Below are 26196 nucleotides of genomic sequence, written 5' to 3' on the forward strand. Positions count from 1 at the left end.
CCGTGGCAGACCGCACACCCCCGCTCGGCGTCGAGGAGCTCACGTCCCTCGTCGAGAGTGGAGAGATCGACACTGTCGTCCTGGCCTTCCCCGATATGCAAGGGCGGCTGCAGGGCAAGCGGTTCGCCGCCCGCTTCTTCCTCGACGAGGTCCTCGCCCACGGCACGGAGGGCTGCAACTACCTCCTCGCCGTCGACACCGAGATGAACACGGTCGACGGATACGAGATGTCCTCCTGGGACCGCGGCTACGGCGACTTCGCCATGCACGCCGACCTCTCCACCCTGCGCCGCGTCCCCTGGAACGACGGCACCGCGATGCTCATCGCGGACCTCGCGTGGAACGACGCCTCGCCCGTCGTGGCCGCGCCCCGGCAGATCCTGCGCCGCCAGCTCGACCGGCTCGCCGAACTCGGCTACACCGCCCACGTCGGCACGGAGCTCGAGTTCATCGTCTTCAAGGACACCTACGAGCAGGCCTGGGACGCGGGCTACAAGAACCTCACCCCGGCCAACCAGTACAACATCGACTACTCGGTCCTCGGCACCGGCCGCATCGAGCCGCTCCTGCGCCGCATCCGCAACGACATGGCGGCGGCCGGGCTCGTCGTCGAGTCCGCCAAGGGTGAGTGCAACCCGGGCCAGCACGAGATCGTGTTCCGCTACGACGAGGCCCTCGTCACCTGCGACCAGCACGCCATCTACAAGACGGGCGCCAAGGAGATCGCGGCCCAGGAGGGCGTCTCGCTCACGTTCATGGCCAAGTTCAACGAGCGCGAGGGCAACTCCTGTCACATCCACCTCTCGCTCCAGTCCATCGACGAGCCCGGCACCAACGTCATGGCGGGGACCGCGGACGACCCCGGCGGGATGTCGCCGGTGATGCGGCACTTCCTCGCGGGCCAGCTCGCCGCGCTGCGTGACTTCTCGCTGCTCTACGCGCCCAACATCAACTCGTACAAGCGGTTCCAGCCGGGCTCCTTCGCGCCGACCGCCGCCGCCTGGGGCTACGACAACCGCACCTGCGCGCTCCGCGTCGTCGGCCACGGCCGCTCGATGCGCTTCGAGAACCGCCTGCCCGGCGGTGACGTCAACCCGCACCTCGCGGTCGCCGGGCTCGTGGCCGCCGGTCTGTACGGCATCGAGCAGAAGCTCGAACTGCCCGAGGAGTGCACCGGAAACGCCTACACCGGCGAGTACGAGCACGTTCCCACGACGCTGCGCGAGGCCGCCGAGCTGTGGGAGACCAGCCCCATCGCCAAGGCCGCGTTCGGCGACGAGGTCGTCGCGCACTACCGCAACATGGCGCGGGTCGAACTGGACGCGTTCGACGCCGCCGTCACCGACTGGGAACTCCGCAGGTCGTTCGAAAGGCTCTAGCGTGCACGACATCCTCAACCCGGCGACCGAAGAAGTCGTCGCCACGATCCACGCGACCTCCCGGGACCAGGTCGACGCCGCGGTCCTGCGGGCCCACCGGGCACAGCGCGACTGGGCGGCCGCGGCCCCCGCCGACCGGGCCCGCCTCCTGCGCCGCTTCGCCGTCGTCGTCGACGAGCACGTCGAGGAACTCGCCCGCCTCGAGGTGCGCGAGGCCGGACACACCATCGGCAACGCCCGCTGGGAGGCCGGCAACGTCCGCGACCTGCTCGACTACGCGGCCGGGGGAGTGGAGCGCCTCACCGGCCGCCAGATCCCCGTCGCCGGCGGCCTCGACATCACGATCCTCGAACCCCTCGGTGTCGTCGGTGTCATCGCGCCCTGGAACTTCCCCATGCCGATCGCCGCGTGGGGCACCGCCCCGGCGCTCGCCGCCGGGAACGCGGTGATCCTCAAGCCCGCCGAGACGACCCCGCTCACCGCGCTCCGCCTCGCCGAACTCGCCCTGGAGGCAGGGCTTCCCGAGTACCTCTTCCAGGTCCTTCCCGGCGCGGGAGACGTGGCGGGAGCCGCCCTCGTGGAGCACCCCGGCGTCGCCAAGATCGTGTTCACCGGCTCCACCCGCGTCGGCAAACAGATCATGGCCAAGTGCGCCGACCAGGTGAAGCGCGTGACCCTCGAACTCGGCGGCAAGAGCCCGAACATCGTCTTCGCCGACGCCGACATCGAGGCGGCCGCCGCCGCCACCCCCATGTCGTTCCTCGACAACGCCGGCCAGGACTGCTGCGCCCGCACCCGCATCCTCGTACAGCGGTCCGTGTACGACCGGTTCCTCGGCCTGCTCGCGCCCGCGATCGAGTCGGTCGTCGTCGGCGACCCCGCCGACGAGAAGACCCAGATGGGCCCGCTCATCTCCAAGTCCCAGCTGGAACGGGTCCGTTCGTACGTCGACGGGGGAGCGGCCGCCGTGCGGGGCAGCGCCCCCGAGGGCGCCGGATTCTGGTTCCCGCCGACCGTCCTCACCGAGACGGCAGCCGACGCTCCCGCCGCGGCCGAGGAGGTCTTCGGGCCCGTCGCCGTCGTCCTGCCCTTCGACGACGAGGCCGACGCGATCCGGCTCGCCAACGCCACCGAGTACGGGCTCTCCGGGTCCCTGTGGACCCGTGACGTGGGGCGCGCTCTGCGCGTCGCCGGGGCGGTCCGCGCCGGGAACCTCTCGGTCAACTCCCACTCCAGCGTCCGCTACTCGACCCCGTTCGGTGGCTACAAGCAGTCCGGTGTCGGCCGCGAGCTGGGCCCCGACGCCCTCACCGCCTTCACCGAAACCAAGAACGTCTTCATCAGCACGGAAAGCACGGAGGCCTGAAGCACCATGACCGAGAACATCTGCCGCCGCCTCGTGGGCCGCACCGCCGTCATCACCGGAGCCGGCAGCGGCATCGGCCTGGCCACCGCCCGCCGCCTCGCCTCCGAAGGGGCGAACGTGGTCTGCGCCGACATCGACGCGAGCGCCGGCAAGAAGGCCGCCGAAGACGTCGGCGGCACCTTCGTCCAGGTCGACGTCACCGACGCCGAGCAGGTCGAGGCCCTCTTCAAGACCGCCTACGAGACCTACGGCTCGGTCGACATCGCCTTCAACAACGCCGGGATCTCGCCCCCCGACGACGACTCCATCCTGGACACGGGCCTCGAGGCATGGAAGCGCGTCCAGGAGGTCAACCTCACCTCCGTCTTCCTGTGCTGCAAGGCCGCCATCCCCTACATGCGGCAGCAGGGCAAGGGCTCCATCATCAACACCGCCTCGTTCGTGGCGCGCATGGGCGCGGCGACCTCCCAGATCTCGTACACGGCCTCCAAGGGCGGCGTCCTTGCCATGTCCCGTGAGCTCGGCGTGCAGTTCGCCCGCGAGGGCATCAGGGTCAACGCCCTGTGCCCGGGCCCGGTCAACACCCCGCTCCTCCAGGAGCTGTTCGCCAAGGACCCCGAGCGCGCCGCGCGCCGCCTCGTCCACATCCCGGTCGGCCGCTTCGCGGACGCCGACGAGATCGCCGCCGCCGTGGCCTTCCTCGCGAGCGACGACTCCTCGTTCGTGAACGCCACCGACTTCCTCGTCGACGGCGGTATCTCGGGGGCGTACGTCACGCCTCTGTAGGCCACGCCCCAGGTAGGTGTACGGTCCCCAGGCATGCGTAACAGAGATGTTGCCGCGTGGACTTCAGCCGTGGTCACCGCCCTGGTGGCCACGGCTCTCGTCTCTCCTGCGGCCGCCGCCACGTCCGCTCCCACCACCGACCGGGCCTGCCCGCAGCTCTCGGAGAAGCTGCCGTGGTACGGGCAGAACCGGGCCAGGCTCCAGCGCGTGATCGACGAGCGCGGGACCTGCAACGGCCACCACGGCCCCCGCCCCGTCGCAGCGTTCGACTGGGACAACACCGTCTCCAAGAACGACGTCACCGACGCGACGATCGCCTGGTCGCTCAAGCACGACAAGATCCTGCGGCCCGCGAGCTGGAAGAAGACCAGCAAGTGGCTCACCGACGATGCCGACAAGGCCCTCACCGCCGCCTGCGGCACCGCCGTCCCCGTCGGCGCACCCCTGCCGACGTCCACCGACACCGACTGCACCGACGAGATCTTCAACATCCGCGAATCCGGCAGAACCATGAGCGGCGCCGCCGCGTTCGCCGGCGAGTGGAACCACCGCCGCACCGTGCCCCAGTACGCCTGGGTGCCGCAGCTCTTCGCCGGACACACCGTCCCCGAACTGGAGTCGTACGCCGCACAGGCCCGCCGCGAGGCACTCGCCGCCCCCGTCGGCTCGACCCAGATCCTCGGCACGCACACCATCCCCGGCTACGTGCGCTACTACGAGCAGCAGCGCGACCTCATTCGCACGCTGCAGAAGGCCGGGTTCGACGTCTACATCGTGTCGGCCGGATCCGAGCCCGTGACCGAGGTGTGGTCGCGCGGCCGGGGCGGTGTCGGCATCGACCGCGCCCACACCATCGCCATCCGCTCCGTCCTGGACAGCAAGGGCCGCATCACCACGTACAACGAAGGCTGCGGCGGCGTCGGACGCACCCAGGGTGAAGCCATCCCGTACATCGACGGCAAGCGCTGCTGGATCAACCAGGACATCTTCCGCATCAAGGGCAAGTCCGCCTGGGAGAAGCAGCGTTGGGGCAAGCGCATCGCGCTCGGCGGCGGGGACGCAGACACCGACGTCACCTTCGTCGGCGACGCCACCGGCGCTCACCTCGTGCTCAACCGCAACAAGAACGAGGTGATGTGCCGCGCCTACGACAACGCCGACGGACGCTGGGTCGTGAACCCCATGTTCATCGAACCGCTTCCGCGCAAGTCCGGCAGCTACCCCTGCTCCACGGCCGCGTACAACCAACCCGAGGGCGGCTTCGGCCCGGTCCTGCGCCCCGACGGCTCCGCCGTGCCGGACCAGGCGGACTCGGTGTACTGACCTTCGCCGCACAACTTAGAGTGCCGGGATGAGCATGACGCCCCCGCCCGGCTGGTACCCGGACCCCACGGCCCCGCCCTCCGAGCGCTGGTGGGACGGGGCCGCGTGGACCGAGCACCGACGGCAGCCGCAGAACACCCCGGCCGCGCCACAGGCCTTCGGGCCGCCCGTCGAGCCCCCGCTCCCGGCCACGGGCCCGCACCGCCCGCCCGCCGCACCGGGCCGCCGCGCGAAGACCATCGCCCTGGCCGCCGCCGGCATCGTGCTCGTCGCCTCCATCGCCACCGGCGCCGTCCTGCTCGGCCGCGGCGACGACGACCCCAGGACCCGCACGTCACCCACCTCGAGCGCCTCGACACCCACGGACCCGACCGCCACGGCGAGCAGTGTTGAACCCACCCCCACCGAGGACGCGTCCACCGCCGTCGACCAGCTCAACGGCATCACGCTCCCCGTCCTCGAAGGCTGGCAGAAGGCCGAGAACGTCGTCGACGACGACATGCTGATCACCACCCCGCGCACCTACGACTGCCCCGGCGACTCGGGCCTGTGCCGGCACGGCACCGTCGTCTCCCGCACCGTCACAGGGACCGACGAGACCTCACCCGAAGTCATAGCCAAACGGGACATCAAGGACGCCGCGGACGCCTCGTACGACAAGAACGGCATCAACCAGCAGCCCTTCGGCGGCATCGAGTCGCACCAGCAGATCGCCGCCCGCCAGACCGCGGTCGCCGGGCGCGCCGGCTACCTCGTCCGCTGGAAGGTCAAGACCGCGAAGGGGCCCGGCGGTTACGTCCAGTCCGTCGTCTTCCCCTCCAGCGTCGGCTCCGAGTCCCTGGTGACCGTCCGCATCACCGTCGACGCCGGCCAGGACGCGCCACCGCTCTCCGACATGGACCGCATCGTCAAGGGCATCAGGGCGGCGGGCGACAGCGGGTCCGACGGCGGCGTGGGCAGCAGCATCGGCCCCACCGTCACGCCGTAACCGGTGGTCCCGGAATCCTCAGAGGAACGTGTAGCCCTCGCCGCGGTACGTCGGCTCGGTCGCCGTCACCGTGTCGCCCTCCACCAGGCGCAGCACGTCGAACCGCTCGCACAGCTCGCCGGCCTTCGCGTGCCGGAACCACACCTTGTCGCCGATCAGCAGATCGTCGGCGGGCGCCCCGAGCAGCGGCGTCTGCACCTCGCCCGGGCCCTCCTGGGGGTCGTAGCGCAGGCCCTCCGGGAGATACGGCACCGGCAGCCGGTCGGCTCCCGCGGCGCCCGACGCCGGGTAGCCGCCGCCGAGCACGGTCACGACCCCGACGCCCGGCCTGCGCACCACGGGCTGCGCGAACAGGGCGGCGGGCCGGCCCGTGAACGACGTGTAGTTGTCGAACAGGCGCGGCACATAGAGACCCGACCCCGCCGCGATCTCGGTCACCGCGGGCTCGGCCGCGGTGTGCTGCACACTGCCCGTGCCGCCGCCGTTCACGAACTCCAGGTCCGGCGCCACCGTCCGTACCGCGCGCACCACTTCGGCCCGCCTGACCGTCAGCTCCTTACGGGCCGCGGCCTGCATCAGCCGGATCGCCCGCGACCGCACCGGCCGCCCCGCGACCGCGTCACCGACACCCGCGACATGACCCTCGTACGCCATCACGCCCACGAGCCGGAACCCCGGCCGTCGGGCCACGGCGCGTGCCATGTCGGCGACTTGGGCGGGGGAGCGGAGCGGGGAGCGGCGGGCGCCGACCCGCACGCGCCCGCCGAGCACCTGCCACGAGGTGTCCAGTTCCAGACAGACCCTGATCTCCTCGCGCCCGCCGTCCCGCGCGTCGTCGATCAGCCGCAGCTGGGCCGGGTCGTCGACCATGACCGTGACCGCCGCCGCCAGCTTCGGATCGTGCGCGAGCTCCGCGAAACCGGCCCGGTCCGCCGACGGATACGCGAGCAGCACGTCCTCGAAACCGGACCGCGCCAGCCACAGGGACTCCGCGAGCGTGAACGACATGATCCCGGCGAAACCGTCCCTGGCCAGGACCCGTTCGAGCAGCGCGCGACAGCGCACCGACTTGCTCGCGACGCGGATCGGCTTGCCGCCCGCCCGCCGCACCAGATCGTCCGCGTTGGCGTCGAACGCCTCCAGATCGACGATCGCGACCGGGGCGTCGAGATGAGCGGTGGCCCGGTCGTAGCGGGCCCTGTCGGCTGCGCGGGGTGTCATGACCGAAGCCTGCCAGACACGATTACCGCGGGGTAGGGGGAGGATCCGGGCAGATCGTCCTGACCTGCGGTACGGGGTCCCTGCGAGGCCGCGTCAGCCCGTAGAGTGACGCGGACGCAGGACGAGAACGGGACGGAAACGGGGAGGCATGAGCACGCAAGCGCGCCGCGCGCCGATCCCGCCGCGCCCCTCCCAGCCGCCTACGCAGCGTGACGAGTTGGCCGATGCCTCGGCCGGCCCGGACGCGTCGATACCCTCGCGCCCCACGCACACTCCGGCGCCGGACCAGACACCTCCGCCGCCGCCCGCCTCGGCCCGCTTTCCGGACACCCCGCCGGTGCCGGGCGCGCCCGCGGCCCCCGTGTCCGACCGGCCGGCGCACCCCGGCCCCCTGCCGCCCGAGCGCCCGACGGAGACCACGACCAGGCTGCGGCCGATCAGGGACACCGCCGCTCAGAGCCCCGACGGCACGCCCCCGCCCCGCCCCGCCACGCCCCCCGCGGCAGCGGTCCCGCGCCGTCCCGCCACGCCGCCGCGCGCCCCCGGCGAACCGCACGCCACCGTCCCCCGCCCCGCAGCGCCCCCGCGCATCCCGGGCGAGCCCCCCGTCGGAAGGCGCCCCGTCGGGGCCGTCGACCTCACCCCGGGCCCCGGCGCCGGCCGCCCCTTCGTGTTCTTCGCGCGCCCCGCCTCGTACGACGACAGCACCACCCGCCTGCGCCCCATCGGCTCCCGGATACGGCCCCGCGTCGCGGCCGCCGCGGCCTGCGCCGTGCTCGGGCTCGGCCTCATCGGCGGTGCGGCGACCGGGAGTTGGCTGACCGGGGACAGTGGCGGCAGCGTCGGCTCACCGAGCTCGTACGCCGCCGCGGGCACCCTCTGGCACAGCGTCCCCGTCGACCGGCTGTTCCCGCCCGTCATCAAGGGCGACGGAGCGGGACCCGGCGGCGCCGACCGCACCTGGACCCGTATCGCCGTCGCCCCGGACAGCACCTGCGAGAACGCCTTCGACCCACTGCTGCAGAAGGCGCTCAGGCCCGCCGGCTGCCTGCGCCTCCTGCGCGCCACCTACACCGACGCCACCCGCAGCCATGTCACCACCGTCGGCCTGCTGTTCACCAAGGCGGACACGGAGGCCATGAAGGCGCTGCGCACCCGGTTCACCGAGGACGGCCTCGACCGCAGGACCGACCTAGTGCCCCGCCCGTACGCGGCGAAGGGCACCCTCGCCGCCGGGTTCGGCGACGCCCAGCGCGCCTCCTGGACCATCTCCGTCCTCACCGACGCCCCCGTTGTCGCCTACGCCGTCTCCGGCTTCGCCGACGCCCGTACTGTCACCGACCCGCAGCCCGCCGCCGAGGCCATGAAGTCCGGCAGCGTCACGACCCCCGCACAGGCCGGCCTCGGCTTCGAGGCGCAGGGCATCGCCGACCGTGTCGAACGAAGCCTGCGCGCAGCCGTAGCCAAGGCCACCGAGGAGCCGTCATGACCCGCACGGCCGCCGCCTGGCGGAACGCCGCCACCGCGCTCACGGCCGCCGCGGCCCTCGCGCTGCTCCCGTCGACCACCGCCCACGCCGACTCCGTCCGCGCCCAGCAGTGGGGCCTGGACGCGATGCACACCGAGGAGGCCTGGCGCACGACCAAGGGCAAGGGCATCACCGTCGCCGTCCTCGACACCGGCGTGGACGACACCCACCCCGACCTCAAGGGCAACGTCCTGCCCGTCAAGGACCTCGTCGGCTTCGGCGCCAAGAGGGGGGACCGCTCCTGGGCCCGGCACGGCACCGCCATGGCCGGGATCATCGCAGGTCACGGCCACGGCCCGGGCGGCGACGACGGCGTACTCGGCATCGCGCCCGAGGCGAAGATCCTGCCCGTCCGCGTGATCCTCGAGGACAACGACCCGGCCCGCAAGGAAGCCCGTTCCAGCCGGGGCAGCGCACTCGCCGACGGCATCCGCTGGGCCGCCGACCACGGCGCCGACGTCATCAACCTCTCCCTCGGCGACGACTCCGCCACCGCCCACCCGGAAGCCACCGAGGACGCCGCCGTCCAGTACGCCCTGAAGAAGGGCTCCGTCGTCGTCGCCTCCGCGGGCAACGGCGGCAAGAAGGGCGACCACATCTCGTACCCGGCCGCGTACCCCGGAGTGATCACGGCCACCGCCGTCGACCGCTACCTCCACCGCGCCCCCTTCTCCACGCGCCGCTGGTACGCCACGGTCAGCGCCCCCGGCAACGCCATCGCGATCGCCGACCCCGACCGCACGTACTACTCGGGCTGGGGCACCAGCGCCGCCTCGGCCTTCGTGTCCGGTGCCGTCGCGCTGGTCCGCGCCGCCCACCCGGGGCTCACGCCCGCGCAGATCAAGCAGCTCCTGGAGGACACCGCCCGCGACGCCCCCTCGGGCGGCCGCGACGACTCCCTCGGCTTCGGCTTCGTCGACCCGGCCGCCGCGATCCGCAAGGGCGACTCCCTCAAGCCCGAGGGCCTGCGCTCCACCACGTACTCGGAGAAGTTCTTCGGCACGGGCCCCGACACCCCCGACGGCGATGAGGGCACCGGCTGGGTGGGCCCCGTCGCGGGCGGCCTCGGCGTCGTGCTCCTCGCGGCCGCCGTCTATCTGTGGCGCGGGCGTCGCACGGTCCGCTGAGTCTCAGCCGGCGAGCACGGAGACGGCCGCCGTCGCGACCCTCTCCACGAGCGCCACCCCCGCCTCCTTGGTCGCGTTGCCGTCGGAGAGCACCGAGACCAGGTACGGCTTCCCTCCGACGGTCACCCGCCCCACACTGTTGATGTCCCACAGTCCGGTCGCGCTGCGCGGCAGCCACCCGTTCTTCAGCGCACACACGGACACGGAGTCGGCGGCCGCGGACACCCCCCACCGCTGATCCGCAGCGGTCCGCCCCATCAGCCCGACGACGTAGGCGCGCGACGCCTCGCTCAGCCCCGAGCCCGCGCTCTCCGTGCCGAACACGGCGCGCAGCAACGTCAGTTGATCCTCCGCGGTCGTCTGCGTCAGACCCCACTCGCCGCCCGCGCCCGCCCTCGTCCCGGTCAGCCCGAGCGTCAGGTTCGCCGCGTCGAGCCCGTCCGCGCCGCCGATCGAGTCCCACAGGGCCGTCGCGGACGCGTTGTCACTGTTCTCGATCATCGCCGCCGCGTATGCGCGCTCCTGCGAGGTCAGCGCCCGCCCTGCGTCCTGTGCCCGCAGCAGCAGCGCCGCGAGGATGTCGACCTTGACGATGCTCGCGGTGTCGAACGCGGACGCGCCGTCGTACGCGGCGCCGTCCGTCGGTCCGTCGAGCGAGGCGACCGCCACCGAGACCCGCGCGTCACCGTCCGGAAGCAGGCGCTTCAGCGCCTTCGCGAGCGCGTCGTCACGGTCCACGGAGACCTCCTCGTCGGATACGGGTGCGGACGCCGACGCCGTGGCGGCGACCGGAACCGGCTGCTCCGTCCCGCCCGGCGAGCAGCCTATGAGGGTCCCCACGAGCGTTCCCGCGAGAAGGGCGGCGCACGCCGCGAGTCCGTTCCGGTCCATGCCCGGATGCTCGGCGCCCGTCCTGTGCGCACCGTGAGACCCGGCTCAGGGTCCGCTGAGAAGATCGCGCCGCCCGGTCGGTAGGGTCGGTGAACGTGGCGAACAAGAACATTCCCGACCCCGGCTTCTCCGACGACGACGGCTCCGCGGACCCGCGCCTGAGCGCGGCCCTCGCCGCGTGGGCCGAGGACCGCACGGCGCACGGCCCGGTCCTCGAGGCGCTCAAGGAAGCACGGCTCCTCGTCCCCATCGTCGCCGTGCTCGGCGAAGTCGAGGAGGACGAGAACGGGCTGCGCCGCGAGAAGACCAGCGACATGGCCGTGCCCACCCTCAAGGCCGGCGACCGCAAGGCCCTGCCCGCGTTCACCTCCACCGCGGCCCTCGCGCTGTGGGACCCCGAGGCCCGCCCCGTCGCCGTACCCCTGCACCAGGCGCTCCAGGCCGCCGCGCACGAGCAGGCCGACACCATCGTCATCGACCTCGCGGGCCCGGTCGCCTACGAGCTCAGCGGCTCCGCCCTGCGCGCCGCGAACGAGGGCCGCACCAGCGCCGACCCCCTCGCCGACCCGGCCGTCACGGAGGCGATCCGCGCCGCCGTCGCCGCCGAGCCCGGCGTGCTCCGCGCCCACCTGGGCCCGGGCAGCGCCGACGGCATCCTCGCGCTCGTCCTCGACCCGTCGGCCGCCCCCGCCGAGACGGCCCGCGCCGTCGCCGAGCGCATCGCCGCCGACGAAACACTGAGGGCCCGCCTGGTACGGGGCCTCGACCTGGCACTCCTGCCGGCCGAGACCACGCCACCCGGCGAGCCCCTCTACGTACGCGCGTGAACTACCGGAACGATCAGCCGTAGACCGGGCCCGTGTACTTCTCGCCGGGGCCCTGGCCCGGCTCGTCCGGCACGAAGGACGCCTCGCGGAACGCCAGCTGCAGCGACTTCAGACCGTCGCGCAGCGGCGCCGCGTGGAACGAGCTGATCTCGGTCGTGCTCGCGTCGAGCAGACCGGCGAGGGCGTGTACGAGCTTGCGGGCCTCGTCGAGGTCCTTGTGGGCGTCGCCCTCCTCGGTGAGGCCGAGCTTCACCGCGGCGGCGCTCATCAGGTTGACCGCGACCGTCACGATCACCTCGACGGCGGGGACCTCGGCGATGTCCCGGGTCAGGGCGTCGTAGTCAGTGTTTTCGGCGGCGGGGGTGGCGTCATTCATGTGCCCCACGATATGCCGCCCGCGCACTCGGTTGGGCCCACCCCCCGGGAGCTGCTAACCTTGTGTAACGACCGGCCGGACACGCATGCCACTGGCTTGAGTGACCGGCCCACAAGTGGAGGCTCCGATCTCCCACCTGGCCGCTCCTCAGGGGCGGCGGGTCACCGGTCAGACGGCCCCCATCGTTCCGTACGGACGATGGAGCCGTCCGATGTGCGCCCCACGGTTACCCGTGGCGGTGCTCCGGTAGTCCTTGGAGCCCCGCCTGTGTACCGTCCGGGCGTTTTTTGCGTTTCGGTGCGGTTGGTACTACGAAAACAGACGTTACGCGGCGGTCCGCCAGACCGTCGTGTGGTGCTACCGAGGAGGATCCATCAGCGCCGAGCCCCGCATCAACGACCGCATTCGCGTTCCCGAAGTGCGACTTGTCGGTCCCAGCGGCGAGCAGGTCGGGATTGTTCCGCTTGCCAAGGCCCTTGAGCTCGCTCAGGAGTACGACCTCGACCTCGTCGAGGTGGCGGCGACAGCCCGTCCGCCTGTCTGCAAGCTCATGGACTACGGGAAGTTCAAGTACGAGTCGGCCATGAAGGCCCGTGAGGCGCGCAAGAACCAGGCGCACACGGTCATCAAGGAGATGAAGCTCCGGCCGAAGATCGACCCGCACGACTATGACACCAAGAAGGGTCATGTCGTCCGGTTCCTCAAGCAGGGCGACAAGGTCAAGATCACGATCATGTTCCGTGGTCGCGAGCAGTCCAGGCCGGAACTCGGCTACCGACTGCTGCAGCGCCTCGCTTCGGACGTCGAGGACCTCGGGTTCATCGAGTCGAACCCGAAGCAGGACGGCCGCAACATGATCATGGTTCTGGGTCCTCACAAGAAGAAGACCGAGGCCATGGCCGAGGCTCGTGAGGCCCAGGAGGCCCGCAAGGCCGAGCAGAAGGCCCTGCCGACGCACGGCCGCACGCAGCGTGCCAGCGACGACGCCGCCGAGTCGGAGCCCGAGGCCCCGGCCGAGGCGTCCGACGAGGCCCCTGCTGCAGAGGCCCCGGCCGAGGCTTCCGCCGAGGCCTGATCCGGCCACGTACAGCCCGTACGGACCGGATGCCAACCGATACATCTGGACGTTCCGTATGCCGGTCCGCGCCCCGGACCGGCAGGGAGCGCCACTGACGAGGAGAGAACGGCGCTATGCCGAAGAACAAGACGCACAGCGGTGCCAGCAAGCGCTTCAAGATCACCGGCTCCGGCAAGGTGCTCCGTGAGCGCGCCGGCAAGCGCCACCTGCTCGAGCACAAGTCGTCCCGCGTGACGCGCCGCCTCACCGGCACGGTCGAGCTGGCCCCGGGCGACGCCAAGAAGATCAAGAAGCTTCTCGGCAAGTGAGTTCAGGCGCGCACCAGCGCGCCGGGAGCTCGGACCGGGACCAATTCGTTTTCGGGTCGTGTGAGTCCAACCACGGCCCCGCTACAAGGAGTTAACAAGTGGCACGCGTCAAGCGGGCAGTGAACGCCCACAAGAAGCGCAGGGCAGTCCTCGAGGCCGCCAAGGGTTACCGCGGTCAGCGCTCGCGCCTGTACCGCAAGGCCAAGGAGCAGGTCACCCACTCCCTGGTCTACAACTACAACGACCGCAAGAAGCGCAAGGGCGACTTCCGCCGTCTGTGGATCCAGCGCATCAACGCCGCTGCCCGCGAGAACGGCATGACGTACAACCGCCTCATCCAGGGTCTGAACGCCGCCAACATCGAGGTGGACCGCAAGATCCTCGCCGAGCTGGCCGTCAACGACCCGAACGCGTTCGCCGCGCTCGTCGAGGTTGCGCAGAAGGCCCTTCCGGCCGACGTGAACGCGCCCAAGGCTGCCGCCTAAGCGTTGCACTTAGCTGAGCCGGATTCGATCGGACCCGCAAGCCGTTGGCTTGCGGGTCCGATTGCGTCGTCGGCTGCGGGCCGTGGGGGCTGATCGCGCCCACGCGGCGGAGCCGCACATGTCACAGCCCCACGCCCCTTTGGGGCCGTACCCGAAAGTGAGTCAATGGCCGCCGCCCCCGAGTTGATCTCCCCCAAGTCGCCCCGCGTCAGTGCCGCGCGGCGGCTTGCCAAGCGGAACTTCCGGGGCAAGGAGCGGCTGTTCCTGGCCGAGGGGCCACAGGCCGTGCGGGAGGCCGCCGGGCACGCGGACACCCTCGTCGAGCTGTTCGCGACCCTCGACGCCGCCGAGCGCTACGCCGACATCGTCGCGGAGGCGCGCGACGCCGGCGCCCGGCTGCACCTCGCCGACGAGGATGTCATCGCCGACATCTCGACGACCGTCACCCCGCAGGGCCTCGTCGGTGTCTGCCGCTTCCTGGACACCCCGTTCGAGGACGTCCTCGCCGCCCGCCCCAAGCTCGTCGCGGTCCTCGCCAACGTCCGCGACCCCGGCAACGCCGGCACGGTGCTGCGCTGCGCCGACGCCGCGGGCGCCGACGCCGTCGTCCTGACCGACGCGTCCGTCGACCTGTACAACCCCAAGTCCGTGCGGGCGTCCGTCGGTTCGCTGTTCCATCTGCCGGTCGCCGTCGGCGTACCCGTGGAGCGGGCCGTGCAGGGGCTCAAGGACGCGGGCGTACGCATCCTCGCGGCCGACGGCGCGGGGGAGGACGACCTCGACACCGAACTCGACCGCGGCACCATGGGCACCCCCACCGCCTGGATCTTCGGCAACGAGGCCTGGGGGCTCCCCGAGGAGACCCGCGAACTGGCCGACGCCGTCGTACGGGTCCCGATCCACGGCAAGGCCGAGAGCCTGAACCTCGCCACGGCCGCCGCCGTCTGCCTGTACGCCTCGGCGCGTGCACAGCGAGCCCCGGGAGGGTGCCGCTCCGTCACCCCCAGCTAGTAGTGTGGCGAGCTCGGAGGCCACAGCGCCCTTCCGAGAGGCGGGATACGGGGATATGAGCGTCGGCACGAGCAGAGCACCGGGGGCACGGGACACCCTGCGCCCGCCCGCGCCCCGATGCGGCCCCGACGACCTCACCACCCTCGCCGACAGCGGCCTCCACCCCGACGACCTGCCCGACGGACTCGTCGTCGCCGACGAGACCGGGCATGTCATCTGCTTCAATGCCGCGGCCGTCCGGATCACCGCCGTTCCCGCCGCCGACGCCCTCGGTCACCCGCTGGAGCGCGCGCTCCCCTTAGAGGACCTCGAAGGCCGCCGCTGGTGGCAGCTGACCGACCCGTACGGCGGCCTCGCCATCCGCTTCGCCCAGCCCGAGCGCAATCTGCTGCTCCCCGGCGGGCGAGAGGTCCTCGTCTCCGCGCGGTACGTACGCACCGCGCCCACCGGCCCCGTCCGCCGCGTCGTCGTCTCCATCCGTGACACCGAGGCCCGCCGCCGCACCGAGCGCAGCCACGCCGAGCTGATCGCGACCGTCGCCCACGAGCTGCGCTCGCCCCTCACCTCGGTGAAGGGCTTCACCGCGACCTTGCTCGCGAAGTGGGAACGGTTCACCGACGACCAGAAGAAGCTGATGCTGGAGACCGTCGACGCCGACGCGAACCGCGTCACACGGCTCATCGCCGAGCTCCTCGACATCTCCCGCATCGACTCCGGCCGCCTCGAAGTGCGCCGGCAGCCCGTCGACATCGGCGCCGCCGTGTGCCGCCACATCCAGGCCCACGTCGCCTCAGGACAGCCGGCCGACCGCTTCCTCGTCCGAGTGGAACAGCCGCTGCCCGACCTCTGGGCCGACCCGGACAAGATCGACCAGGTGCTCAGCAACCTCCTGGAAAATGCCGTGCGCCACGGCGAGGGAACGGTCACCATCGACGTCATGCCCTCGGCATCACCCCGCGAGCGGGAGTGCGCCGGCACGTCGGTCACCGTGAGCGACGAGGGGCCCGGCATCCCGGAGGAGTCCATGAACCGCGTCTTCACCCGCTTCTGGCGGGGCAGCAAGCGCGGCGGCACCGGACTCGGCCTGTACATCGTCAAGGGCATCGTCGAGGCCCACGGCGGAACGATCACGGTCGGCCGCGGGCCCGGCGGCGGCGCCCAGTTCCGATTTACGTTGCCCGTGGGGGCCCCGGCGTATCTGAACGCCTGAGCGGACCCCACGGGCACATCGGCACACCCCACCCCCGTTAGACTCGGTCTTTGGCACTTTGCGTCCCAATCCAGAGACGAATCGTCTCCGAGTCGTGGACGGGGACCATCCGCCAAACCAACCGGAAGCACGGGAAGAGATGTCGGCACCGAATAAGTCGTACGACCCTGTTGAGGTCGAGGCCTTGAAACCGGAAGAGATCGAGCGCATGCGGGACGAGGCGCTCGCCGCCTTCGCGGCCGCGGACTCCCTCGGCGCGCTCCAGGAGGCCAAGGTCGCCCACACCGGCGGCACCTCGCCCCTGTCGCTCGCCAACCGCGAGATCGGCGCCCTGCCCCCGCAGGCCAAGGCCGAGGCCGGCAAGCGCGTCGGCATGGCCCGCGGCGCCGTCAGCAAGGCGCTCGCCGCCCGCCAGACGGAGCTCGAGGCCGAGCGCGACGCGCGCGTCCTGGTCGAGGAGGCCGTGGACGTCACGCTGCCCTACGACCGGACCCCGGCCGGCGCCCGCCACCCCCTGACCACGCTCTCGGAGCGCATCGAGGACGTCTTCGTGGCCATGGGCTACGAGGTCGCCGAGGGCCCCGAGGTCGAGGCGGAGTGGTTCAACTTCGACGCCCTGAACATCGGCCCCGACCACCCGGCGCGGGGCATGCAGGACACGTTCTTCATCGAGGGGCCCAAGGGCCGCGAGACGGAGTCGAACGTCGTCCTGCGCACCCACACGTCCCCCGTGCAGATCCGGTCCATGCTCGACCGCGAGCCGCCGGTCTACGTGATCTGCCCGGGCCGCGTCTACCGCTCCGACGAGCTGGACGCCACGCACACCCCGGTGTTCATGCAGGTCGAGCTGCTCGCCGTCGACGAGGGCCTGACGATGTCGGACCTCAAGGGCACCCTCGACCACATGGTCCAGGCGCTCTTCGGTGAGGGCATGAAGACCCGGCTGCGCCCGAACTTCTTCCCGTTCACCGAGCCGTCCGCCGAGATGGACATGGTCTGCTACGTGTGCCGCGGCGAGTCCGTCGGCAACCCGGACCGGCCGTGCCGCACCTGCTCCTCCGAGGGCTGGATCGAGCTCGGCGGCTGCGGCATGGTCAACCCCAAGGTGCTGACCGCGGCGGGCATCGACCCCGAGAAGTACAGCGGATTCGCCTTCGGGTTCGGCATCGAGCGGATGCTGATGTTCCGCCACAACGTCGAAGACATGCGAGACATGGTCGAGGGTGACATCCGGTTCACCCGGCCGTTCGGGATGGAGATCTGATGCGTATCCCGCTTTCCTGGCTGCGGGAGTACGTCGATCTCCCCGCCACCGAGACCGGCCGTGACCTGCAGGAGAAGCTCGTCGCCACCGGCCTCGAGGTCGAGACCGTCGAGCAGCTCGGCGCCGGCCTCAAGGGCCCCCTCGTCGTCGGTCAGGTCCTGACCATCGAGGAGCTGGAGGGCTTCAAGAAGCCCATCCGCTTCTGCACCGTCGACGTCGGCCAGGCCAATGGCACCGGCGAGCCGCAGGAGATCGTCTGCGGCGCCCGTAACTTCGCCGTCGGCGACAAGGTCGTCGTGGTCCTGCCGGGCGCCGTGCTGCCCGGCGACTTCGCGATCGCCGCGCGCAAGACGTACGGCAGGACGTCGCACGGCATGATCTGCTCCGGCGACGAGCTGGGCATGGGCGACGACGGCTCCGGCGGCATCATCGTCCTGCCGCCCGAGCACGAGGTCGGCACCGACGCGATCGAGCTCCTCCAGCTCGTCGACGAGGTCCTCGACATCGCCGTCACCGCCAACCGCGGCGACTGCCTGTCCCTGCGCGGCATCGCCCGCGAGGCCGCCATCGCCTACGGCCTGCCGCTGCGCGACCCGGCGCTCCTCGACGTGCCCGCGCCGAACGCGAACGGCTACCCGGTCCAGATCTCCGAGCCGGCCGGCTGCGACCGCTTCACCGCGCGCACCGTCACCGGTCTCAACCCCGAGGCCCGCTCCCCGATCTGGCTCCAGCGCCGGCTGCAGAAGGCGGGCATGCGCCCGATCTCGCTCGCCGTCGACATCACCAACTACGTGATGCTGGAGCTCGGGCAGCCCCTGCACGCCTACGACCGCTCGCTCGTCCAGGGCACGATCGGCGTGCGCCGGGCCGAGCAGGGCGAGAAGTTCATCACCCTCGACGGCGCCAAGCGCGTGCTCGACGCCGAGGACCTGGTGATCACCGACGACCGCGGTCCCATCGGCCTCGCGGGCGTCATGGGCGGCGCCAACACCGAGATCGCCGACCACGGCGCCGACGCCGGGACCACCGACGTCGTCATCGAGGCCGCGCACTTCGACCCGGTCTCGATCGCCCGCACCGCGCGCCGCCACAAGCTGTCCTCCGAGGCGTCCAAGCGCTTCGAGCGCGGGGTCGACCCGGAAGCCGCGTCCGCCGCGGCCCAGCGCACCGTGGACCTCCTCGTGCTCCTCGCGGGCGGCACCGCCGACCCCGGCGTCACCGAGGTCATCGCGCCCTCCGCGCCGCACACCATCACGCTGCCGGCGGACCACCCCGACCAGGTCGCGGGTGTCACGTACGGCCGCGAGACCGTCGTGCGCCGCCTCCAGCAGGTCGGCTGCGACGTCTACGGCCAGGACAACCTGACAGTCACCGTGCCGTCGTGGCGTCCCGACCTGAGGGAGCCGAACGACCTGGCCGAAGAGGTCATCCGGCTCGAGGGCTACGAGAACCTGCCCTCGACGCTGCCGAGGCCCCCGGCGGGCCGCGGCCTCACCGAGCGCCAGCGCCTGCACCGCCGCGTCGGCCGCGCCCTGGCCGGTGCCGGTTACGTCGAGGCGCTGAACTACCCGTTCATCAGCGACGAGACGCTCGGCAAGCTCGGCATCGAGCAGGACGACCCGCGCCGCACCACGGTCAAGCTGGTCAACCCGCTCTCCGACGAGGAGCCCGCGCTCCGTACGACGCTGCTGCCGGGCCTCCTGGAGGCGCTGCGCCGCAACGACGGCCGTGGCTCGCACGACCTGGCACTGTTCGAGACCGGTCTGGTCTTCCGGCCGACCGGTGACGAGCCGCAGGCCGTACGGCTGCCGATCGACCGGCGTCCCACCGACGAGGAGATCGCCGGCCTCGACGCCGCGCTGCCGCGTCAGCCCCGCCACGCCGCGGTCGTCCTCACGGGCGCCCGCGAGCAGGCCGGCTGGTGGGGCAACGGCCGCCCGGCCAACTGGGCGGACGCCGTCGAGGCGGCCCGCACCATCGCCCGCGAGGCCGGTGTCGAGCTGATCGTGCGCGGCGACCAGCACGCGCCCTGGCACCCGGGCCGGTGCGCGGCGCTGTTCGCCGTGGTGGACGGCGCCGAGACCCTCGTCGGCCACGCCGGTGAGCTGCACCCGCGCGTCATCAAGGCGCTGCACCTCCCTGAGCGCAGCTGCGCCATGGAGGTCGACCTCGACCGCATCGAGAGGGCCGGCACCGGCGCGCTCCAGGCGCCGCGGATCTCCACGTTCCCCGTGGCCACGCAGGACGTCGCGCTCGTCGTCGACGCCTCCGTGCCGGCCGCCGACGTGGAGCGGGCGCTGCGCGAGGGGGCGGGTGAACTCCTCGAGTCCCTCCGCCTGTTCGACGTGTTCACGGGCGAGCAGCTCGGTGAGGGCCGCAAGTCCCTCGCCTACGCGCTGCGCTTCCGAGCCGGCGACCGCACGCTGACCGTCGACGAGGCCTCCGCGGCCCGCGACGCGGCCGTGGCGCTGGCCGCCGAGCGCACCGGGGCGGTGCTGCGCGGGGCCTGATCCCGGCAGAGCGAGACGCAGTGAGGGGCACCTCCGGACCACCGGAGGTGCCCCTCACTCGTTCGGGTGAGAAGTGGCGGTGATCCGGTCCGATCGGGGCAGGCGGTCGACAGAATCATTGCGGCCGCAGGGCCGACCGCGCTGAACAGGGCCTTAGGGAGGCCGTCGGCATGATCCGTAACCATCCGAGGACGCCCTCCCGACCACCCCGCACCTTCTTCAGATCCCGGCTCGCCCGCTCCCGCACCCTTCGCGTCCGCCGCGCGCTCGATCTGGCGCTGCCCACGGCCTGGGGCGCCGTGGCGATCACCTTCAAGCTGGCCTGCCCGCTCGCGCAGCAGACCGGACTCGGGGCGCGCATCGCGTCGAGCGCCGTCTTCTTCGCCGTCGGCACGGGTCTGATCCTCCATGTGCGGCGCGGCCTCCAGCGCGAACTGCGGCAGCTGCGCAGGATCGCGGGGGCCGCACAGAACGTGCTGCTGCGCCCGCTGCCGCCCCGCATCGACGGTCTGGCGATCGCGGCGGGACAGCTCTCGGCCGACCGGGGCGCCACCGTGGGCGGCGACCTCTACGAGGTCATCGCCACCGACCACGGCGTGCGGGTCGTCATGGGGGACGTCCGCGGTCACGGCCTCGACGCCCTCGCGACCGTCGCCGCCGTCCTCGGCAGCTTCCGCGAGGCCGCGCACGACGAGGCCGAACTGACCTGCGTACTGAGACGGCTTGAGCGGGCCATGACCCGGCATCTGCGCGAGCGCTCGCGGGACGAACACCCCGCGGCCGGCGGCGCCGACCCCGTCAGTCCGGTCGCGGAGGAGTTCGTCACCGTACTGCTCCTGGAGATCCGGCAGGACGGTGAGGTGCTGGCGCTCAACTGCGGGCACCCGTGGCCGTATCTGCTGCGCAGCCATGTGGGTCCCGCGGCTGTCCCGCGTGGCTACGCGGAGCCGGTCGTGGGCGGTGAACCCCTGCCACCGCTCGGCCCGTTCCCGCTCCCGGCCGAACTGCCCGTCGTGGCGTGCGGGCGGCTCCTTCCCGGGGAGGGGCTGCTGCTCCACACCGACGGGCTCGAGGACGCCCGGGACGCCCGTGGCCGGTTCTTCCCGCTGCCCGCCGCGCTCGCCGAGGCCGTGCGCGTCCAGCCGGTCGTCCCCAAGGCCGTCATCCGTACCGTGTACACCCAACTCCTGCGCCACACGGGCGGGTTGCCGGCCGACGACGCCGCGCTCCTCGTCCTGCGCAACGACCGCAAGAGCGTTCCCTTGCAGCACGGGGAGCCCCGCGTCCACAGTGCTGCCAAGTGAGCGGTGCCACCGAGTTACCTGATCCCGGGGGCTCCCGCTCCCCGGGGCGCGCCGCCCGCCGGCCGCGGGGTGTCGAGCAGGCAGCCGGTCGGACGGCGCGAAACGGGCCGCCGCACTGTACGAGGGGGAGCCGGCGGCCCGGCCGGCCTCTTGCGAGGCAGTTCAGTCAATCGAGTTGCATCACGCCACAAAAGAGTGCGCAACACCCGGATTCGGGCACTCCGTTCACACCCCGTGTGAAGCCCGCTCCACTAGGCTGACGGCACCGAGCCACCGGAGGGCCTCCATGCAGCCCAACACCTTGCTCGACGCGATCCTCGACGAGGCCGGGATCTCCCATGCGGGCCTCGCCGCACACGTGAACCAGGCGGGCCGTGCCAGAGGACTCGCCCTGCGCTACGAACACACCGCCGTCGCACGGTGGTTGAAGGGCCAGCGGCCACGCGGCCAGGTGTCCGACCTCATCTGCGAGGTCCTCGCCGCCCGCCTGCACCGCCCTGTCACCCTCGACGACATCGGCCTGGGCGTGCCCGGCGAACCGGCCACCCCGCACGGCCAGAGCCTGTCCGGATTCGTCGAGCGGGCCACCGCCCTGTGGCGCTCGGACGAACAGCAGCGGCCCCACATACTGGGCGCCCCCGCCGTCACCGGGACCCCGGCCGTGATGCCCGTATGGGAGTGGGAGAACCCGCCCGAGGACACCGATGTGTCACGCGGCGGACGTCACCGGGTCAGCGCCGCCGACCTGGAGATGATGCGCTCGGCCCGCACGCACTACGAGCAGATGTACCGCAAGGCCGGCGGCATCGCGACGCGCACCCGCATCGTCGGCTTCCTCAACACGGAGGCGGCGCCCCTGCTGCGCGGCAGCTACACCGACGAGACGGGCCGCCAACTGCACCGCGCCACCGGCGGCCTGGTCGCGATCGCGGGCATCTGCGCCTACGACTCCGACGCGCACGGCCTCGCCCAGCGCTACTTCCACCAGGCGCTGCGCCTCGCCAAGGCGAGCGGTGACCGCGGGCTCGGCGCCTATGTCATCGCCCTCCTGGTCAACCAGTCGCTCCACATGCGGCAGTACCGGCAGTCGGTGGCCTTCGCCGAGGCCGCGCTGCGGGCCGCGGGACGGCACATCACGCCCGCGCTCGCCTCGGATCTGTACGCGATGCAGGCCAAGGCGTACGCGCACCTCGGCGACGGCACCAGTGCCCTGTCCTGCATCCGGCGTGCCGAGTCGGCCGCCGACCGCATCCGGCGCGGCCACGAACCGGACGAGACGGGCTATGTCCAGCCAGGACTCGTCAACGTGCAGGTGGCGGAAGCTCTGTTGAGCCTCGGCGACCTCACCTCGGCGCGTGAGCACGCGGCGGCGGCCGTGCACAACCCCGCCCACGACCGGGGGCGGGTGCACCGCCTCGCCATGCTCAGCCAGATCGAGCTGAGACAGGGCAACGCCGAGAAGGCCGTCGCGATCGCCGTGGAGATGGCGGAACAGGCACGGGGAATGGAGTCGCAGCGGCTGCGCGACAGACTCCGGGCGGTACGCGAACACCTGGTGCGCAACGGCTGCGCCGGCACCGCCGAGGCGGCCGAACTCATCGACGGGGCACTGCGCGTACCGCTCTGAGTCCGACCTGCACAGCTCTCTCACGCTCCGCTGCTGCGATATTGCCATCTAACTCGGCGGAAGGTGGCAGAACCGTGCAGTGGACGAAACAGAACGAACAAACTGTCTATGAAAACCGCTGGTTCCGGGTCAATCTCGCGGATGTCGAGCTCCCGGACGGCCGGCACCTCGACCACTTCGTCATACGACTGCGGCCGGTCGCCGTGGCCACCGTGGTCAATGAGGCCAACGAGGTGCTGCTCCTGTGGCGGCACCGCTTCATCACCGACAGCTGGGGCTGGGAGCTCCCGGCGGGGGTGGTCGAGGACGGCGAGGACATCGCCGCCGCGGCCGCCAGGGAACTGGAGGAGGAGACCGGCTGGCGGCCGGGACCCTTACGCCATCTCATGAGCGTGGAGCCGTCCAACGGTCTCGAGGACGCCAGGCACCACGTCTACTGGGCCGAGGAGGGTTCGTACGTCGGCCATCCCGAGGACGACTTCGAGTCGGACCGCCGGGAGTGGGTCCCTCTCAAGCTCGTCCCCGACATGGTCGCCCGCGGCGAGGTCCCGGCCGCCAACATGGCGGCCGCACTGCTGATGCTGCACCATCTCAGGCTGGGGCAGGACGCCCCCGGCCTGCGGGGCTAGCGTCCGAACGCCTGCCAGACGGCAAGGCCGAGGGCGCCGGCCGCGGTGATCGCGGCGATGGCCTGCAGTGGCCATCGGGTGTGCTCGAGCGCGGCGACCCGAGTGCTCAGATCGTCCTGATCCTTGACGCTCTGTTCATCGCGCTGGGTGAGCAACGCCAGCCTGCCGTCGACGCGGGCGAGACCCACATCGAGGCTGCGGCGTAACTCCGCGAGTTCTTCCGGGACCACGGGACGCTCGGGGTCGGCGGTCACGGGTCGGCTCCTTTCCGTAGTGGACAGATCCGTTGTCCTACGCACGGAAAGTCAACTCGCCTGGTGGGTACGGCGGGAGAGTGTGCGATGGGCATATGCGGGCCCGGTGCGCACACGGTGTGCGAATGGTTCGGGCCCGGCACTCCGAAGAGCGCCGGGCCCGAACTTTCGATTACGCAGAGTCAGCGCGGCGTCGAACCGCGCGCGATCACGACTACGGGCGCGATCACGAGTACTGGTAGAAACCCGAGCCCGTCTTGCGGCCGAGACGGCCCGCGTCGACCATCCGCTGGAGCAGCGGGGGAGCGGCGTACAGGGGCTCCTTGAACTCCGCGTACATCGAGTCGGCGACCGAGGCGACGGTGTCGAGGCCGATGAGGTCGGCGAGCTTGAGCGGGCCCATGGGGTGGGCGCAGCCGAGCTCCATGCCGTTGTCGATGTCCTCGCGGCTGGCGATGCCCGACTCGAACATCCGGATCGCGGAGAGCAGATACGGGATCAGCAGCGCGTTGACCACGAAGCCGGAGCGGTCCTGGGCGCGGATCGCGTGCTTGCCGAGGACCTTCTCGACCAGGGCCTGGGCGCGGCTGACCGTGCCCTCGGAGGTGGTGAGGGCCGGGATCAGCTCGACGAGCTTCTGCACGGGCGCCGGGTTGAAGAAGTGGATACCGATGACGTGATCGGGGCGCGAGGTCGCCACGGCCAGCTTGACCAGCGGGATCGAGGAGGTGTTGGACGCCAGGATGGCGTCCTGCCGGGTGACGACCTGGTCGAGCACCTGGAAGATCTCGGTCTTGACCTGCTCGTTCTCGACGACGGCCTCGATGACGAGGTCCCGGTCGGAGAACTCCCCGAGGTCGGTGGTGAAGCTCAGGCGGGCCTGGGTCTCGGCCAGCTCCTCCGCGCTGATCTTGCCGCGCTCGGCCGCCTTGGAGAGGGAGTTGTGCAGCCGTGTACGGCCGATCTCCAGGGCCTCACCGGTGGTCTCCGCCACCATGACGTCCAGACCGGCGCGGGCGCAGACCTCCGCGATCCCCGCTCCCATCTGGCCGCAGCCCACCACTCCGACGCGCTGGATGTCCCCCATAGGGTCGGTCACCTCGTGCCTTTCGCTGTTCTCCGGCCGGCAGGACTCCCGGGTTCCGGTGCCTGCCTCGGCCCTGCACGTTACTCGGAACCTCCCGTACACGGCGGGCCGGGTCGGGCATGCTGTCCTCAGTGCGGCCCGGAGAGCCCGGGGCTGTTGGCCAGGGGGTCGGTGGATGAGGCATTTGTCACGCAGGGGCTTCGCGGTCGCGGCGGCGGCCGCGCTGACCGGGCTCGCCGCCGGGGACGCGGCCGCCTCCGGGTCCGGCCACGCTCCGGTGGCCCGCGACATGCGGGGCATGTGGCTGGCGACGGTGGCCAACCGCGACTGGCCCTCGAAGCCGGGCCTGAGCGCCGCCCAGCAGCGTGCGGAGCTCATCGCGCACCTCGACACGGCGGTGGGCCGGCACCTGAACGCCGTGGTCTTCCAGGTGCGGCCGACGGCCGACGCGCTCTGGCCCTCCCCGTACGAGCCCTGGTCCGGCGTCCTCACCGGAGTGCAGGGCAAGAATCCGGGCTGGGACCCGCTCGGCACGGCCGTCGCGGAGGCGCACCGGCGCGGGCTCGAACTGCACGCCTGGTTCAACCCGTACCGCATCGCGAACCACACGGACCTCTCCCGCCTCGTGCCCACGCACCCGGCCCGCCGGCACCCCGACTGGGTCGTCCCCTACGGCGGGAAGCTCTACTACAACCCGGGCCTGCCCGAGGTGCGCAAGTTCGTCCAGGACGCGATGCTCGACGCCGTCCGCCGCTACGACATCGACGCCGTGCACTGGGACGACTACTTCTACCCGTATCCGGTCGCGGGCCAGGTCTTCGACGACGACGCGGCCTACGCGGCCTACGGCGGGAACTTCCCGGACCGGGCCTCATGGCGGCGCGACAACACCGACCGGCTCGTGCGCGAGATGGGCGCGAGCGTGAAGCGGATCAGACCGCGCACCCAGTTCGGGATCAGCCCCTTCGGGGTGTGGCGCAACGCGGCGACGGACCCGCTCGGCTCGGACACGCGGGCCGGGGTGCAGACGTACGACGACCTGCACGCCGACACCCGTAAGTGGGTGCGCGAGCACTGGATCGACTACATCTGCCCGCAGATCTACTGGAACATCGGCTTCGCCGCCGCGGACTACGCGAAGCTCGTGCCCTGGTGGTCGGACGTCGCACGCGGGACGGGGGTGCGCCTCTACGCGGGCGAGGCGCTCTACAAGGCGGGCGATCCGGCGCAGCCCGCCGAGTGGCAGGATCCGGCCGAGCTCTCCCGCCACCTCACCTTCGCCGAGCGCTATCCGCAGGTGAACGGACACGTGTTCTTCTCGGCGAAGGAGGTGGGCGCCGACCGGATCGGCGCCATGGCCCGGGTGGTCGAGGACCACTACTAGGGCCTTTCGTTCGGAGGACTAGGGGGCCGGCTCCTCGTGCTGCACGACGGAGTCGGGACCCGGTGACATCACCGCCTCGTGGCCGTCCTGGAAGCGGACCCTGAACGGCGGCTCGCCGTCGTGGCCCATGATTTCGACGATTTCCGCGACCCGGTCGTGCTCGCCCACGGTCCTGCCGTGCACCCGCAGATGGTCGCCCTTCGTGGCACGCATCGTGAGTGACCTCCTCGTCC

25 protein-coding genes are annotated in these 26196 nt (G+C 71.7%); 19 read left to right on the forward strand and 6 right to left on the reverse strand.

Annotated features, from left to right (window positions below):
- Nucleotides 1-2: 2 nt before the first annotated feature.
- The 5 genes from OG698_RS36100 to OG698_RS36120 are packed head-to-tail and all read left to right on the forward strand — an operon-like array spanning nucleotide 3 to nucleotide 5842.
- Entirely contained in the window at nucleotides 3-1379 is a 1377-nt protein-coding gene (locus OG698_RS36100) for a glutamine synthetase family protein (protein WP_399970750.1), read from the forward strand.
- A 1-nt stretch (nucleotide 1380) separates the two neighbouring features.
- Complete coding sequence (locus tag OG698_RS36105) at nucleotides 1381-2745, forward strand: aldehyde dehydrogenase family protein (RefSeq protein WP_406108051.1); 1365 nt, start codon at nucleotides 1381-1383, stop codon at nucleotides 2743-2745.
- Nucleotides 2746-2751: 6 nt separating this feature from the next.
- On the forward strand, nucleotides 2752-3531 hold the full coding sequence (locus OG698_RS36110; RefSeq protein WP_406108053.1) for a 3-oxoacyl-ACP reductase: 780 nt from the start codon (nucleotides 2752-2754) through the stop codon (nucleotides 3529-3531).
- Between the two features lie 33 nt (nucleotides 3532-3564).
- Nucleotides 3565-4854, forward strand: a complete 1290-nt coding sequence (locus OG698_RS36115; RefSeq protein WP_406108055.1) for a haloacid dehalogenase-like hydrolase — start codon at nucleotides 3565-3567, stop codon at nucleotides 4852-4854.
- A gap of 34 nt (nucleotides 4855-4888) precedes the next feature.
- Entirely contained in the window at nucleotides 4889-5842 is a 954-nt protein-coding gene (locus OG698_RS36120) for a DUF2510 domain-containing protein (protein ID WP_406111489.1), read from the forward strand.
- Nucleotides 5843-5860: 18 nt separating this feature from the next.
- Here the strand turns inward: OG698_RS36120 and OG698_RS36125 are convergent, their stop codons facing one another.
- Complete coding sequence (locus OG698_RS36125) at nucleotides 5861-7063, reverse strand: amino acid deaminase/aldolase (protein ID WP_406108057.1); 1203 nt, start codon at nucleotides 7061-7063, stop codon at nucleotides 5861-5863.
- Nucleotides 7064-7211: 148 nt separating this feature from the next.
- Here OG698_RS36125 and OG698_RS36130 point away from each other — a divergent pair, with 148 nt between their 5' ends.
- A complete protein-coding gene (locus OG698_RS36130) occupies nucleotides 7212-8552 on the forward strand; it encodes a hypothetical protein (protein ID WP_406108059.1) in 1341 nt (446 codons plus the stop codon).
- The gene (gene mycP / locus OG698_RS36135; RefSeq protein WP_406108061.1) at nucleotides 8549-9718 is read left to right on the forward strand and encodes a type VII secretion-associated serine protease mycosin; all 1170 of its coding nucleotides are present in this window, start codon (nucleotides 8549-8551) and stop codon (nucleotides 9716-9718) included. The genes OG698_RS36130 and mycP overlap by 4 nt, the downstream gene beginning before the upstream one ends.
- A 3-nt stretch (nucleotides 9719-9721) precedes the next feature.
- Here the strand turns inward: mycP and OG698_RS36140 are convergent, their stop codons facing one another.
- Complete coding sequence (locus tag OG698_RS36140) at nucleotides 9722-10609, reverse strand: serine hydrolase (protein WP_406108063.1); 888 nt, start codon at nucleotides 10607-10609, stop codon at nucleotides 9722-9724.
- Nucleotides 10610-10704: 95 nt separating this feature from the next.
- Here OG698_RS36140 and OG698_RS36145 point away from each other — a divergent pair, with 95 nt between their 5' ends.
- Nucleotides 10705-11436, forward strand: a complete 732-nt coding sequence (locus OG698_RS36145; RefSeq protein ID WP_406108065.1) for an SseB family protein — start codon at nucleotides 10705-10707, stop codon at nucleotides 11434-11436.
- A gap of 13 nt (nucleotides 11437-11449) precedes the next feature.
- Here OG698_RS36145 and OG698_RS36150 read toward each other — a convergent pair whose 3' ends face one another.
- On the reverse strand, nucleotides 11450-11812 hold the full coding sequence (locus OG698_RS36150) for a DUF1844 domain-containing protein (protein WP_100597078.1): 363 nt from the start codon (nucleotides 11810-11812) through the stop codon (nucleotides 11450-11452).
- A 349-nt stretch (nucleotides 11813-12161) separates the two neighbouring features.
- On the opposite strand from OG698_RS36150, the gene infC reads away from it, so the two are divergent.
- From infC to OG698_RS36200, 10 genes are all read left to right on the forward strand, one after another.
- The gene (gene infC / locus OG698_RS36155) at nucleotides 12162-12887 is read left to right on the forward strand and encodes a translation initiation factor IF-3 (RefSeq protein ID WP_406108067.1); all 726 of its coding nucleotides are present in this window, start codon (nucleotides 12162-12164) and stop codon (nucleotides 12885-12887) included.
- 116 nt (nucleotides 12888-13003) lie between these two features.
- Nucleotides 13004-13198: a 50S ribosomal protein L35 gene (gene rpmI, locus OG698_RS36160; protein ID WP_100597076.1), complete on the forward strand. Its 195-nt coding sequence runs from the start codon at nucleotides 13004-13006 to the stop codon at nucleotides 13196-13198.
- 98 nt (nucleotides 13199-13296) lie between these two features.
- Nucleotides 13297-13683, forward strand: a complete 387-nt coding sequence (rplT, locus tag OG698_RS36165) for a 50S ribosomal protein L20 (protein WP_100597075.1) — start codon at nucleotides 13297-13299, stop codon at nucleotides 13681-13683.
- A gap of 165 nt (nucleotides 13684-13848) precedes the next feature.
- Nucleotides 13849-14694: a TrmH family RNA methyltransferase gene (locus OG698_RS36170; RefSeq protein ID WP_399970772.1), complete on the forward strand. Its 846-nt coding sequence runs from the start codon at nucleotides 13849-13851 to the stop codon at nucleotides 14692-14694.
- Nucleotides 14695-14749: 55 nt separating this feature from the next.
- A complete protein-coding gene (locus OG698_RS36175; RefSeq protein WP_406108069.1) occupies nucleotides 14750-15904 on the forward strand; it encodes an ATP-binding protein in 1155 nt (384 codons plus the stop codon).
- Nucleotides 15905-16043: 139 nt separating this feature from the next.
- Nucleotides 16044-17168 carry a phenylalanine--tRNA ligase subunit alpha gene (gene pheS, locus OG698_RS36180; protein ID WP_406108071.1) on the forward strand — a complete coding sequence of 375 codons (1125 nt, stop codon included), beginning with the start codon at nucleotides 16044-16046 and terminating at the stop codon, nucleotides 17166-17168.
- Entirely contained in the window at nucleotides 17168-19678 is a 2511-nt protein-coding gene (gene pheT / locus OG698_RS36185) for a phenylalanine--tRNA ligase subunit beta (protein ID WP_406108073.1), read from the forward strand. Before pheS ends, pheT begins: the two co-directional genes overlap by 1 nt.
- Nucleotides 19679-19848: 170 nt before the next feature.
- Nucleotides 19849-20982, forward strand: coding sequence for a PP2C family protein-serine/threonine phosphatase (locus tag OG698_RS36190; protein ID WP_406108074.1), 1134 nt, complete (start codon nucleotides 19849-19851; stop codon nucleotides 20980-20982).
- A 286-nt stretch (nucleotides 20983-21268) separates the two neighbouring features.
- Nucleotides 21269-22609, forward strand: coding sequence for a transcriptional regulator (locus tag OG698_RS36195; protein ID WP_326776644.1), 1341 nt, complete (start codon nucleotides 21269-21271; stop codon nucleotides 22607-22609).
- 74 nt (nucleotides 22610-22683) lie between these two features.
- A complete protein-coding gene (locus OG698_RS36200) occupies nucleotides 22684-23238 on the forward strand; it encodes an NUDIX domain-containing protein (protein WP_406108075.1) in 555 nt (184 codons plus the stop codon).
- On the opposite strand, the gene OG698_RS36205 is transcribed toward OG698_RS36200, so the two are convergent.
- A complete protein-coding gene (locus tag OG698_RS36205) occupies nucleotides 23235-23492 on the reverse strand; it encodes a hypothetical protein (RefSeq protein WP_326776645.1) in 258 nt (85 codons plus the stop codon). The genes OG698_RS36200 and OG698_RS36205 overlap by 4 nt on opposite strands.
- Nucleotides 23493-23718: 226 nt before the next feature.
- Nucleotides 23719-24579, reverse strand: coding sequence for a 3-hydroxybutyryl-CoA dehydrogenase (locus OG698_RS36210; protein WP_399970783.1), 861 nt, complete (start codon nucleotides 24577-24579; stop codon nucleotides 23719-23721).
- A 175-nt stretch (nucleotides 24580-24754) separates the two neighbouring features.
- Here OG698_RS36210 and OG698_RS36215 point away from each other — a divergent pair, with 175 nt between their 5' ends.
- A complete protein-coding gene (locus OG698_RS36215; RefSeq protein ID WP_406108077.1) occupies nucleotides 24755-25963 on the forward strand; it encodes a glycoside hydrolase family 10 protein in 1209 nt (402 codons plus the stop codon).
- Nucleotides 25964-25981: 18 nt separating this feature from the next.
- Here OG698_RS36215 and OG698_RS36220 read toward each other — a convergent pair whose 3' ends face one another.
- Nucleotides 25982-26176 (reverse strand): DUF1918 domain-containing protein, encoded by a 195-nt coding sequence (locus tag OG698_RS36220; RefSeq protein ID WP_100597064.1) that lies wholly within the window; start codon nucleotides 26174-26176, stop codon nucleotides 25982-25984.
- Between the last annotated feature and the right edge of the window lie 20 nt (nucleotides 26177-26196).

It is taken from the genome of Streptomyces sp. NBC_01003 (assembly GCF_045162695.1).
Classification (GTDB): Bacteria; Actinomycetota; Actinomycetes; order Streptomycetales; family Streptomycetaceae; genus Streptomyces.